Annotated in this window: 9 protein-coding genes and 1 pseudogene; 2 read left to right on the top strand and 8 right to left on the bottom strand. The window is 68.5% G+C overall.

All coding sequences use genetic code 11. The features are described from left to right. Positions 1-7 precede the first annotated feature (7 nt). Positions 8-274, bottom strand: a pseudogene (locus NBY65_RS16225) (EAL domain-containing protein); the annotation flags it as partial. A gap of 105 nt (positions 275-379) precedes the next feature. Here NBY65_RS16225 and NBY65_RS16220 point away from each other — a divergent pair. Continuing rightward, the gene (locus NBY65_RS16220; RefSeq protein WP_250265683.1) at positions 380-1,363 is read left to right on the top strand and encodes an IS1595 family transposase; all 984 of its coding nucleotides are present in this window, start codon (positions 380-382) and stop codon (positions 1,361-1,363) included. On the opposite strand, the gene NBY65_RS16215 is transcribed toward NBY65_RS16220, so the two are convergent. The 3 genes from NBY65_RS16215 to NBY65_RS16205 all read right to left on the bottom strand — a co-directional run bounded on the left by NBY65_RS16215 (position 1,336) and on the right by NBY65_RS16205 (position 7,444). Next, positions 1,336-1,785 (bottom strand): hypothetical protein, encoded by a 450-nt coding sequence (locus NBY65_RS16215; RefSeq protein ID WP_150045886.1) that lies wholly within the window; start codon positions 1,783-1,785, stop codon positions 1,336-1,338. The two genes, NBY65_RS16220 and NBY65_RS16215, sit on opposite strands and share 28 nt — an antisense overlap. Then, complete coding sequence (locus NBY65_RS16210; protein ID WP_250265682.1) at positions 1,751-4,258, bottom strand: bifunctional diguanylate cyclase/phosphodiesterase; 2,508 nt, start codon at positions 4,256-4,258, stop codon at positions 1,751-1,753. Before NBY65_RS16210 ends, NBY65_RS16215 begins: the two co-directional genes overlap by 35 nt. A gap of 414 nt (positions 4,259-4,672) precedes the next feature. Further along, on the bottom strand, positions 4,673-7,444 hold the full coding sequence (locus NBY65_RS16205; protein ID WP_162530419.1) for a bifunctional diguanylate cyclase/phosphodiesterase: 2,772 nt from the start codon (positions 7,442-7,444) through the stop codon (positions 4,673-4,675). Between the two features lie 588 nt (positions 7,445-8,032). Between NBY65_RS16205 and NBY65_RS16200 the strand changes: the two genes are divergently transcribed. After that, a complete protein-coding gene (locus tag NBY65_RS16200; protein WP_150039313.1) occupies positions 8,033-8,275 on the top strand; it encodes a hypothetical protein in 243 nt (80 codons plus the stop codon). Positions 8,276-8,358: 83 nt separating this feature from the next. Here NBY65_RS16200 and NBY65_RS16195 read toward each other — a convergent pair whose 3' ends face one another. The 4 genes from NBY65_RS16195 to NBY65_RS16180 all read right to left on the bottom strand — a co-directional run bounded on the left by NBY65_RS16195 (position 8,359) and on the right by NBY65_RS16180 (position 12,893). Further along, the gene (locus NBY65_RS16195) at positions 8,359-9,180 is read right to left on the bottom strand and encodes a GntR family transcriptional regulator (protein WP_239002669.1); all 822 of its coding nucleotides are present in this window, start codon (positions 9,178-9,180) and stop codon (positions 8,359-8,361) included. Between the two features lie 356 nt (positions 9,181-9,536). After that, positions 9,537-10,664, bottom strand: coding sequence for an iron-containing alcohol dehydrogenase family protein (locus tag NBY65_RS16190; protein WP_162530418.1), 1,128 nt, complete (start codon positions 10,662-10,664; stop codon positions 9,537-9,539). Positions 10,665-10,758: 94 nt separating this feature from the next. Beyond that, the gene (locus NBY65_RS16185) at positions 10,759-11,148 is read right to left on the bottom strand and encodes an AraC family ligand binding domain-containing protein (protein ID WP_150039310.1); all 390 of its coding nucleotides are present in this window, start codon (positions 11,146-11,148) and stop codon (positions 10,759-10,761) included. A gap of 101 nt (positions 11,149-11,249) precedes the next feature. Next, a complete protein-coding gene (locus NBY65_RS16180; RefSeq protein WP_239002668.1) occupies positions 11,250-12,893 on the bottom strand; it encodes an L-lactate permease in 1,644 nt (547 codons plus the stop codon). Positions 12,894-12,992: the final 99 nt, after the last annotated feature.

Below are 12,992 nucleotides of genomic sequence, written 5' to 3'. Positions count from 1 at the left end.
CGGCGGATCAGGCAGGCTGGGGGCTTTCTTCCAGCCGGCGCCACAGCGCGGGCAGCTCCGCCGCCGGCACCGGCGGGCTGAACAGGTAGCCCTGCAGATGCGTGCAGCCGGTGGCACGCAGCTCCTCCAACTGCTCCGGCGTCTCCACCCCCTCGGCGGTGGCGGTGATGCCGAGCGTCCGGCACAGCCCGGTCACCGCCCGGATGATAGCGATCGCATCCTCGCGCAGGCTGACATCGGCGATGAAGGACTTGTCGATCTTGACCCGGTCGAAGGGAAATTTCCGGCATTATGGAGCTGCCGCCACGAGCGAAATCAGCCTTGTACTCCTGCCGGGCTTCTGGCAGGAAAGGGTTGGGATCATTGCAGGTGGCTGGCCATGGCGCAACATTTCCTGCTTTCCGCGGCGGCACGCTCGCTCAGTACGGCGAAGGTCATGCGCATGTCGGATAGCGGCGTGGTGAACGTGTTCGTGCGCCTCCGCTGGCCTGAAACCGACGGCAAGCCGGTCTGCCCTGGCTGCGGCTGCATGATCTGCTACGCCTGCCCGAGATCACCGGACCGGCCGCGCTGGCGTTGCAAAGCGTGCCGCGGCGATTTCTCCATTACTTCGGGGACGCTGTTTGCGCACCACAAGCTGCCGTTGCGCACCTATCTGCTGGCCGTCGTCGCGTTCTGCAACGAGGTCAAGGGCCACAGCATGCTCGCGCTCTCCCGTGAGCTCGATGTCCAGTACAAGACGGCATTCGTCCTGGCGCACAAAATGCGCGAGGCAATGGCGTCCAGCACGAAGGCGTTGCGCATCGGCGGTGCAGGACGTGAGGTCGAGCTCGACGGCGCCTATTTCGGCGGCCATGTCCGGCCAGCCAATCTAGCGGCGAACCGGGTCGACCGGCGACTCGCCGAGAACCAGTCGGGCAAGCGCCAGGTCGTCGTGGTGATGCGCGAACGCCGCGGCCCCACGCTGGTGCAGGTGGTGCCGGCCGAGGAAGCTGTGCTGCCGATCATTTCCCAGCGGATCGCCCAAGCCACCGAGCTGCATGCCGACGAGAGCCCGGCCTGGAACAGGCTGCATGCCCACTTTCCGATGCGGCGTGTCAACCACCAGGAGGGCTATAGCATCGGGGGCGCCTGCACCAACGGCGCGGAGTCCTATTTTTCCCGTCTGCGCCGCAGCGAGCTGGGGCACCACCACCACATCGCCGGGCCGTATCTCCTCCGCTATGCCCAGGAAGCCGCCTGGCGGGAAGACGCGCGGCGCGTCAGCAACGGCGAGCAGGTGCATGGGGTGGTCCGCCTGGCTTTGCGGGGCCGGCCATCGATCGACTTCTGCGGCTATTGGCAGCGTTCCCGGGCGGCCTGACGTACCCGCCATCTGACCACGCCGGCGGTCTCGACCCGCTCGATCGTGTCCTTGGCGCGGTTGAGCGATGCCAGAACGGTCTTCTGGATCAAGGCGTGCTGGCAATCGTCGCTGAGCGAAATGCTCTTCAGCTCCGTCATCCGCTCGACCACCTCGCGCGTCGTCATCGGCTGCGGCGCATCGCGCAGCACGTCGTAGATCAGCCGAAGGCATTCACCAGGGCGGAACCAGGCATTGCATCGCCGCCGCTGTCGAGGGCCGATCTCCTCGGGCCGGGTTTCCGGATCGAACAGCCGCATGGTGACATCGAGATGCATCAGGGCAGCGCGGTGCTCGCCCAGCTCCCGCTCCAGGCCTTTCACCAGCCCCGCCAACTCGGAGCGCTTGTCACGCAATACACGGATGACATGCTGCTCGGCCACCGCCACTCTCCTTCCGCATACCAGTGGGACGAGAGTAGATAGCCGATCTCAGAACGCGAACCGGCCAGCGGTGGCTTGTGCTACATGATACCGGAAATTTCCGCAGGTAGCTCAGCGAGGAATAGCCGGTGCCGAAATCATCGAGCGCGATGCCGATGCCCAGGCCCTTGAGCTCGTCGAGCAGCCCGAGCGTCGCCACGGCATCCTCGATCAGCACCGTCTCGGTGATCTCGAGTTCCAGCCGGTGCGCGGGCAGCCCCGAGGCGGCGAGCGCGTTGCGCACCTGCTGCACGAGGTCGCCGCTGACGAACTGCACGGAAGACAGGTTGACCGCGACCTTGATGTGCTCCGGCCAGCGCATGGCCTCGGCACAGGCCTGGCCCAGCGCCCAGGCGCCAAGGCGCCGGATCAGGCCGGTCTCCTCGGCAAAGGGGATGAAATCGGCAGGCGGGATCAGGCCGCGCCGCGGATGCCGCCAGCGCAGCAGCGCCTCGAAATCGTGGATGCGCGGGGCCAGCACGTCCATGACCGGCTGGTAGAACAGCTCGAACTGCCCTGCTTCCAGGGCATGGCGCAAATCCAGCTCCAGCGCCCGGCGGTGCTGCATGGCGGCATCCATGCCCGGCTCGAACAGCCGGAACCCCGATCCTCCCCGGGCCTTGGCGTGGTCCATCGCGAGATCGGCCTGCTTGAGCACCGTATCGGCATCCTCGTCCGCACACGACAGCACGGTGATGCCGATGCTGACCCCGACCAGCGCCTGGTGGCCGTCGAGGTCGAACGGCTCGTCCAGCAGCGCGACCAGCCGCCCGGCCAGGGCGATGGCCCCGTCCGGCTGCACCGGCCCGGCCTGGATGATGGCGAATTCGTCGCCGCCGAGCCGTGCGAGGATGTCGTGCTCGCGCATCTCCCGGTGCAGCCGCGCGGTCGCCGCCCGCAGCAGCGCGTCGCCGGCCGGATGGCCGAGCGTGTCGTTGACCAGCTTGAAGCCGTCGAGCCCGAGGCAGAGCAGGGCCAGGCTGCCGCCGCGGCCGGCCTGCCCCAGCGCTTCCTGCAGCAGGCGGTGGAACAGCACGCGGTTGGGCAGGCCGGTCAGGCTGTCATGCTGCGCCAGGTGCAGGATCCGCGCCTCGGCGCGGCGACGCTCGGTGATGTCCTCGCAGGTGGCCAGCCAGCCGCCCTTCTCCAGCGGCGTCAGGCGGACCACGATGCTGGTCCCGTCCAGCAGGTCACGTTCATAGGCAACCGGCTGGCGCGTGGCGACATACGCCAGGATCTGCGCCTTCTCCTGCGCGCCGGTCGCAACGGAGATCTTGCCTTGCGCCGCCGCCATGTCGACCAGGTCGGTGATGTGCAGGCCGACGCTGTCGCCGGGCGGAGCGCCGAGGGACATCCACATCTGGTCGTTGGCCATCACCACCCGGTTGTCGGCGTCGAAGATGCACAGCGCCTGCGACATGCTGCGCAGCGCCGCCCCCAGCCGGGCATCGGCCTCGGCCTGCCGCCAGGCCGCCTGCGCCTCGGCCTCGCTGCGCTGCCGCCGCAGGTGCCGCGTCGCCAGCAGGCCGGTGCCGAGCATCAGGACTTCCAGCAGCAGCACCGCCACCCCCAGCGTGGCCGCCTGACGGCGCCATTCCAGCAGGGCGGCGGCGACGGTCACGGTGGTTCCCACCACCAGCGGATAGTCCTGTACCAGGTGGAAGGCGACCAGCCGGTCCTGCCCGTCCAGCGGGCTGATGCCACGTCCCTGCCAACTGTGCCGCCCGGCGATCCGCATCGCCCCGAACCGGCCGGTGCAATAGGACTCCACGGGCCCGGGGGGATCGATGGGCGGAAAACGCGCCAGGGAACTGCCATCGTCACGCATCAGCAGGATGGTGCTGTCCGGATCGAAGGACAGGGCCGCGTACAGCCGCTCGAAATAGGCCAGCTCCACCACCCCGAAGATCAGGCCGAGCAGGTGCCCGTCCGGCCCGGCCATCTTGCGGGCGAGGCAGAGGCTCGGCGCATGGTCATTGCAATCGGCCGCCACCGGCTCGGCGAAAAAACGCGCGGGCTCCACCGCCGCCATGAAATCCTGGAAATCGCCCACCCCGGCGACGGCGCCCGCGGGGACCGGCCAGGCACGCGTCAGGTTGAGCAACTGCCCGTCGCTGTCAAAGGCGACGAGGGCGCTGATCTGCGGCAGGCCACGGATGCGGCTCTGCAGGTCATGATGCGCGGCCTCGCCGGTCATGGCCTGGCGGAATTGCCCGGGGGTTTCCACGCCGGTGGTGCGCAGCCGCTCGATCAGGCCCGTCTGCACCAGCTCGACCCCCTGGAACGCCCGCTCCGCCTGGTCGGCCAGCACCAGGGCCAGGCGCTGCAACTCCTGGCTGCGCAATTGCAGCGTGCGCTGGCGCAGATGCATCACCAGCGCCCCGGTGCCGACGGCGATCACCAGGCCGAACCCCATGGCCATGACCAGCGGCATGCGCGCCGGGTCGCGGCGGGCAATTTTCCGCCGCGACCCGGCAACATTTGGCCTGCGCCACCGCAACGTCGCGGCGAACGCGGCAAAACGTCTGCAGACCCCCGCCAGGTAACGGAATGCGTGCTGCGACACCACACCCCATCTCGTTGTTGCGTGCCAAGCGATGGCGCGCCTCGGTCGGATCGCCCCATTCACGCGAGGTTACCACAGGACGTTTCACCTCTGATATATGCCACAGAGGCATTGCGCTACCATGGGGATGCAGAGGTCAGCGGCACCGCCGCCCCCAGCACGCACGCAGGCGGTCATGCCGGCGATGTCCTTGTGCCGACACAATTCTGTCTTCGTGCCTCACCGCCGTTGACGGCCAGCGGGATTTTCAATCGAATTCGCAACAAATGGACGCGGGCGCGATCAGGCGATGTTGCGTGCCTGTTCCAGCTTCCGGCACAGGCCGGGCAGCTCCACCGCCGGAACCGGGCGGCTGAACAGGTAGCCTTGCACGTTGGTGCAGCCGCTGGCCTGCAGTTCCTGCAACTGCCGCGGTGTCTCCACCCCTTCGGCGGTGGTGGCCATGCCGAGGGTCCGGCACAGGCTGGTCACCGCCTGGATGATGGCGACCGCCTCGCTGCCCGGCCCCACGTCGTCGACGAAGGATTTGTCGATCTTCACCCGGTCGAAGGGAAATTTCCGCAGGTAGCTGAGCGAGGAATAGCCGGTGCCGAAATCATCCAGCGCGATGCTGATGCCCAGCCCCTTCAACTGTTCCAGCAGCGCGAGCGTCGCCACCGTGTCATGGAGCAGCACGGTCTCGGTGATCTCGAGCTCGAGACGATGCGGCGGCAGGCCCGAGGCGGCGAGCGCCTCGCGGACATGGCCCACCAGGTCGCCCTTGACGAACTGCACCGAGGAGAGGTTGACGGCCACCCGGATATGGCCGGGCCACTGCATCGCATCGATGCAGGCCTGCCGCAGCACCCAGGCCCCGAGCGGGCTGATCAGGCCGATCTCCTCGGCCAGCGGAACGAAATGCACGGGCGACACCAGGCCACGGCCCGGGTGCCGCCAGCGGAGCAGCGCCTCGAAGCTGTGGATCTGCGCGACCCGCGCCTCCATGATCGGCTGGTAGAACAGCTCGAACTGTTGCTCCGCCAGGGCCTGCCGCAGGTCCATCTCCAGGGTGCGGCGGTATTGCATGGCGGCATCCATCGCCGGCTCGAACAGGCGGAAGGTGCCGCGTCCGTCGCCCTTGGCGCGATAGAGCGCGAGGTCGGCATTCTTCAGCGCCGTATCGGCATCCTCGCCGTCGCGCGGCAACAGGGCGATGCCGATGCTGGTGCCGACCACCGCGTGCTGGCCGTCGAGGTCGAAGGGCTCGGCCAGCAGCGCGATCAGCCGTTCCGCCAGCGCCACGGCCGCCTCCGGCTGGGCCGCGCCGGTCTGGATGATGGCGAACTCGTCGCCGCCGAGCCGCGCCAGCGTGTCGGTCTCGCGGATTTCCCGGCGCATCCGCCCGGTGACCTCGCGCAGCAGCATGTCGCCGGCCGGATGGCCGAGCGTGTCGTTGACCGTCTTGAAGCCATCGAGGTCGAGGCACAGCACGGCGAAGCTCTCGCCGCGGCGGGCGCGCGCCAGGGCCTCCTGCAAGCGGCTCTGGAACAGCACGCGGTTGGGCAGGCCGGTCAGCGCGTCGTGATGCGCCATGTGGGTGATCTGCGCCTCGGCGCGGCGGCGCTCGGTGATGTCCTCGTAGGTGACCAGCCAGCCCCCGTCCTCCAGCGGCGAGAGGCAGACCGCGATGCTGCGCCCGTCCAACTGGTCACGCACATAGGACACCGGCCTGCGGGCGGCGACGCTGGCCCGGGTCTGCGCCTTGACCTGCTCGCCCATGGGGGGGCTGATCCGGCCCTGGGCCACCGCGGCATCGACCAGGTCGTCGAAATGCATGCCGATGCCCCCGCCGGGCAGCTCGCCGAAGACCATGCGCAGCCGTTCATTGGTGACCACCACCCGGCTGTCGGCGTCGAACATGCCCAGGCCCTGGGACATGCTGCGCAGCGCCGCCCCCAGCCGGGCATCGGCCTCGGCCCGCTGCCGGGCCGCCTGCTCCCTGGCCAGGACCCGTTCGCTCTGCAGATGGTGCGCCATCAGCAGGCCGATGCCGAGCACCACCCCTTCCAGCAGCAGCGTGGCCACGAGCAGGTAGCCCGCCTGCTTGCGCCATTCCGCCAGCGCGCCGCGGACCGTCACGGTGGTGCCCACCGCCAGCGGGTAGCGTTGCAGCAAATGATAGGCAGCCAATCTTTCCCGGCCATCCACCGGGCTGATGACGCGGATCAGGCGGCTGCGCTGCCCCGTGGCCCGCATCGCCCGGAACAGATCGGCCGAGGCATATTGCGGGCCGAGGCCGGCATCGACCGGCGGGAAGCGGGCCAGCAACCGGCCGTCGTCGCGGCGCATCAGGATGGTGCTGTCAGGGCCGAAGGCGAGCGTCGCGTACAGCCGCTCGAAATAGGCGAGTTCCACCGCGCCCAGGATCAGGCCGAGGAACTGCCCCTCCGGCCCGGTCACCTTGCGCGCAACGTAGAGCGTCAGGGTGCCGCTGCCACGATTGGACACCGGTTCGCCGAAGAACGTCATGAGCGAGGGATCGGCCGCAAGCACCTTGAAATAGTCGCGGTCCGAAATGTTGACCTTCGGGATCGGCCAGTGGCGGCTGAAGTTGATCAGGTTGCCGTCGATGTCGATCGCGGTGACGGCGTCGATCTGCGGCAGGCCGCGGATGCGGTACTGCAGGTCGTGATGCACCGCCTCCCCGGTCATGGCCTCGCGGAATTGCCTGGGGGTTGCCACCCCGGCCGTCCGCAGCCGCTCGACCAGGCCCGACTGCATCAGCTCGACCGACTGGAAGGCGCGCTCCGCCTGGTCGGCGAGCACCAGGGACAGGCGCTGCAGCTCCTGGCTGCTGGTCTCGAAGGCACGATGGCGCAGGTGGGCCACCAGCAATCCGGCGCCAAGGGCGATGATCAGGCCGAAGCCGACGGCAACCAGCAACGGCGCGCGCAGTACATGGCGGCCCGTGGCCCTGGTGCCGGCATCGCCCTCATGCTGCTCCGCCGCCGCCCCGAACCGCGGCGGCGCGCCCCGGACAGAGGCCGCCAGAGCCGAAGATGAACTCTCTGCCATCGCACCCCGTTTCAGCGACCGAAGGGAATGATCGATCATTTCCCGACAGTGAGATCCGTTGCGCGGGCATCTACCACATGAAATACTACTTCTGATACAGGTATTCGTCGAAAATATTAACTATTGGTTGCGAATTCGGACGCACCACACCTGAATGGACCTTCCTGCGCGCCATCAGGCGCAGGCCGCCCGGTGCCGTCGGGCAACTCACGTTAACGAGACGATTCCGACCCAATATTGTTAAAAGTATTTATCGAAATTAAGGCGAAAATCTAATATTACCCCATGCAATGATCGCCATCGTCACGTTGCTTTGGTGAATAGCACCTTGGATTGATTGATATCAAATGGCTTTCTGCCATTTGAATCTCGAATTGTGCCAATATGTGCCGGCATGTGCCCCGCAATGGTACCATTTGGGCCGGTAGTTCCGAGCGCTCCACTTTGCAATATTCCGCTTGCCCGGCAGCTCCGGGTGACGGCGCCGAACCAGTTCGGAGCTGTGGCATGCGCAGCATGCCACGGGATCCGGGCGGAGCGACGGACCCGCCGACTGCCCCTCGTGGCACTCAGGAAAGGAAACCACCGATGCAGCAAGAGTTGATTGAACTCCACGACAGCGACCTCGACCTCGTGGCAGCCGCCGGCGGCGAATGTGGCGGCGGTGGCGGCGGCGGCGCCTGGGGGTGGGGTTGGGGTTGGTTCCGCCCGTGGCATCGTCACCATCATCGGCCGACTCCGCCGTCGCCCAGCCCGAGCCCCTCTCCCGCACCCAGCACCAATACCGCGACCATCACCATCACGAACAACGTCAACGTCAGCCAAAGCTGACGCGGCGCCATCGCTACTCCAGGGGGATTGCCGGTGCCGGTGCCGGTGCCGGCAATCCCCCTGGCCGCGCCGGACGTCAGCTCTCAGGCCGGAGTGGCCGCCCTACGCCTGCCCGTTCCCCTGCCTGCGCCGACTGCCGCGCGCGCGGCCGGCCCGACCGCGGATGGATCGCCGATGAAATAACCACGGTCGAAATCCGGCGCCAGCACCAGCCCCGCGAGCAGGTTGTTCAGATGCGCATCCAGCGCCGCCACCGCTTGAAGCGGGTCATGCGCGCGGATGGCATTGACGATCGCCGTGTGCTCCTTCAGCAGCCGCGCCATGCGGCCGGGCTGGGGCAGGCTCAGATGGCAATAGCGGTCCACCTGCACCTTCACCTGCTGCACCAGCTTCCAGGTGGTGGGATAGCCCGCCGCCGCGGCGATGGCGGCATGGAACGCCTCGTCGGCAGCGTAGAACCCGACCGGGTCATCGGCCGCCGCATGCTCGCGCTGGCGCGCCAGACTGGCCTGCAGGCCGGCGACCTGGCTCTCGGTCGCGTGCTCGGCGGCCGCCCGCACCGTCAGTTCCTCGAGCGCCCGGCGGATCACGATCGCCTCGGGCAGCGTCGCGAGCGGGATGCGGGCAACGAAGGTGCCCGATTGCGGCAGCACCTCCACCAGGTTCTCCCCGGCCAGGCGCAGGATGGCCTCGCGGATCGGGGTGCGGCTGACGCCCAGCGCCGCCTCGATCTCGCGGTCGTTGATCGGCTCGCCCGGCTTGCGGGCCATCGACATGATCTCACCGCGCAGCACGCGATAGACCTCGGTAGCGGCGGTGCGGCCACGGATCGGCTCCGCCCCCTCCGCCCCGGCCGCCAGCGCCGACCGCGGACCACGCCGCTTCGGCGGAGGCGCCTCGCTCACGCTGCCAGTTCTCACGCGCACCACACCCGTCAAGCCCCCTGAAGCCGGCATGTCACCACCTCTGGGACAATCGCGATTCCAACAGTGGCGATAGGTGGCGCATCGGACCTGAAATCACGCGTAAACTAGGAATAAGGGACCCGAAGTCAAGCGCGCGTCCGGATCGCCGGGGCGCTGCCCCGGACCCTGCGTCGTGCGAATGCGCGCCTGCGCGCGACGAGGCTTTGCCTCCTGGACCTCCACCAAGGGCGTTGCCCTTGGAACCCGATCCTTTGCCGCGCAGCGCTTATGGGGTGCAGGGGCCTTGTGGCCCCTGCCGGGTCGAGGGCAGAGCCCTCGCCTTCCTTTCCGCGGCGTTACAGGATCCCCCGGCAGATCGTCACGATCTCCGCCGCCTCGACCGGCCGGGGATTGGCCGGGGTCGAACGCCCGATGCCGCGGGCGGCAATGGCCGGCAGCATGGCCTCCGTGACCCCCACGGCGCCGAGCCGTGTCGGCGCCCCGAGCCGCTGCATCAGCGCTTCCAACGCATCGGCAAAGGCTTCCGCCCGGCTGAACCCCAGCACCCCGAGCAGGTCGGCAAAGGCACTGTCGAGCACGGGGGCGTTGAAGCGCAGGAAGGCCGGCAGGAACAGGGCGCAGGCGAAGCCGTGCCGCACGCCGTGGTCGAGGGTGATCGGGTAGGACAGCGGATGGATCGCGGTATTGCCCACCATCGCCATCTGCACGCCGCCGATGCAGCTTGCCGAGGCCATGGCGGCGACGGCGTCGTGATCCTTGTCCTGGCAGGCGCGCTCGAGGTTGCGCCAGATGGTGACGATGGCGCGGAAGGCCAGGGCGCGGGAGATGTCGGTGGCGCGGGTCGACCAGAAGCCCTCGATCACCTGGGTCAGTGCGTCGAGCCCGGTGGAGGCCGCGACCGGCTGCGGCATGGTCAGCGTCAGTTCCGGATCGACGATGGCGAGGTCGGGGAAGTTTTCCGGGCAGGCGATGGCGGGCTTGGACTGCTTCTCGGGGTTGGTGATGACGGAGAACGGCGTCACTTCACTGCCCGTGCCCGAGGTGGTCGGCACCGCGACGGTGAACAATCCCTTCGCCGTGATCTTGCGCACGCCGTCGAGATAGTCGCGCACCGACCCTTCGTTCTTCTGCAGCAACGCGACCACCTTGGCCGCGTCCAGCACGCTGCCGCCGCCGATCGCCAGCACCGCCTGCGCCCCCGATTGGGCGCAGAGCCGGGCCGCGGTGTCGACAGTGGCGATCGAGGGGTTTTCCTCGGTCTCGGCGAACAGCGTCACGGCGGCCGGGGCGAGCCGGGCCGCCAGTGCCTCGGCGCCGCCCTGGTGCTTCAGGTAGCTCCTGCCCGCCATGACGAAGACGCGCGTGGCGCCCTGCGCCCTGAGCGCCTCGGCTGCCTCGGCGGCACGCCCCCAGCCGAAGCGGACACGGGTTGGCAGGTGGAAATCCCAGTTCGATGCAGGCACTTTGCTTATCCCTCGGCAACGTCGTCAGCAGGAAACCGGGGCCGCCGCATGCCTGCGCCGGCCCCGGCCCGTCTTCAGCAGGACGGCGGCACGGTCATTGCGGACCGACGATCGGCAGTCCGTGCTTGGCCATCAACTGCAGGTAATCCTCGCGCGGCGGCACGAAGATGTCGATGCCGCGGAAGCCCGTGGTGGTGCGCCCGCCATGCATGACATTGGAGGGATGCACGCAGACGTCGCCGGCCTGCATCAGGAACGTATCGTCGCCGCAGACATGTTCCTCGGTGCCTTCCAGGATGATCAGGATCTGCACCGCCTCGTGCTTGTGCATCGGGAAGACGCAGCCGGCGGGGTTGGTGATGAAGCTGAGCAGCGCCGGGCCGGCGGCGACGAAGCGGGTGCTGGATTCCTTGGTCAGCGGCACCAGCGGGATGTCCTCGATGGTGTAGCAGTACTTGGACTTGTTGGTGGCCATGTAAGCCATGACGGGGCCCCTTTCGTGGGTCGGTGAGGAAGCGGGAATGGTGGGGGTGGAAGGTTCGGGCCGGCCCGTTGCAAAGGTGGCCCGCCTTCTTCTTGTTGTTGTTACGGGAGCATCCAGGACAGCACCGGGGTGGCCTGGAGCCAGACCAGCAGGCAGAGCGCCAGCGTCAGCACCACGCTCCAGAACAGGCTGGCGCGGAAGATGTCGCCCTCGCGGCCGATGATGCCGACCGCCGCCGCGCCGATGGCGAGGCTCTGCGGCGAGATCATCTTGCCGAGCACGCCGCCCGCGCTGTTGGCCGCGGCGAGCAGGGCGGGCGACAGCCCGGTCTCCTTCGCCGCCGCCACCTGCATGGCGCCGAACAGCGCGTTGGAGGAATTGTCCGATCCGGTGATGGCGACGCCGATCCAGCCGATCGCGCCGGAGAGGAAGGCGAAGGCGTGGCCGGTATTGGCGAGCCAGCGGCCGAGCGTGATGGTCTGGCCGGAGAGGTTCATCACGAAGGCGACCGCGAGCACGAAGAACACCGTCGGCACCATCCAGCGCATCTGCCACAGCGTCTCGCGATAGGCGCGCCAGGTCTCGCCGGCGGAAAGCCCGAGGAAGGGAGCGGTGAGCAGGCCAGCGAGCAGCAGCAGCGGCGCGGTGCCGGAGAGCAGCGGCAGGGCGAGCATGGTGCCCACCGGCTTGCCGGCGCCGTTGAGGATATGCAGATCAGGCCAGGGGAATTTCACCAGGCCCACGCTCAGCAGCCGGTCGACCGCGCCGATCTGGGCGAGGGTGAAGATGACGATGATGGCGACATAGGGCAGGAAGGCGAGCAGCCGGTCGCCGGTGCTGTCGGCGCGGGCGAGCTCGGCGTCGCTGGCCACCGCCGCCCCCACCGGCTGCGCGCGGCGGAGAGGGATCTGCGCTTCCACCGTCTCATCGGGCTGCCAGACCTGCAGGAAGCCGACCAGCATGCCGGCGCCGACCAGGGCGGCGAGCACGTCGGAGAGCTGGACGGAGATGTAGTTGGAGCAGACGAACTGGGCGATCCCGAAGGACAGGCCGCTGACCAGGGCGGCCGGCCAGACCTGGCGGATGCCGCGCCGGCCGTCGACGATCCACACCAGCACCAGCGGCACGAACACGGAGATCACCGGGGTCTGCCGGCCGACGATGGCGCCGAGCAGCTCGAAGGGCTCGCCGGTGACGGCGGCCAGCGTGGTGATGGGCACCGCCAGCGCGCCGAAGGCGACCGGGGCGGTGTCGGCGGCGAGCGCGCAGACCGCGGCCTTGAGCGGATCCATGCCGAGCGCCACCAGCATCACCGCGGCGATGGCGATCGGCGTGCCGGCGCCGGCCAGCGCTTCCAGCAGGGCGCCGAAGCAGAAGGCGATGATGATCGCCTGCACCCGCAGGTCGTTCGAGAGCACGCCGAAGGTCCGGCGCAGCACCTCGAACTTTCCTGATCGCACCATCATGTTCTGGATCCAGATCGCGTTGATCACGATCAGGATGATGGGCAGGATGGAGAAGGCGGCGCCGTAGGCGGCGGTGTTGAGGGTGACGTCGAGCGGCATGCCGTAGGCCAGGACGGCGACCGCGCCCGCGACCAGCAGCGAGCACAGCCCGGCCACATGGGGCGACCAGCGCAGGCCGCCGAGCAACACGAACATCGTCACCAGAGGCAAGGCCGCGAACGCCGAGCTGAGCCCGAGCGATCCCGCAATCGGGGCGTAGACCTGTTGATACATGTTCATTCCTGCCAGTTTCCGGCCGGGGCCGGGGAACGGCACGGACGGATGCGGCGATGGGGGAGCGCGCGGCCGGCGAAGCCCGGAAGCACGCGACGGCATGGC

Origin of the sequence: Rhodovastum atsumiense (assembly GCF_937425535.1) — a bacterium.
GTDB lineage: Bacteria > Pseudomonadota > Alphaproteobacteria > Acetobacterales > Acetobacteraceae > Rhodovastum > Rhodovastum atsumiense.
Note: the sequence above shows the minus strand (reverse complement) of the source record. Positions and strands in the feature narration are given on the sequence as shown.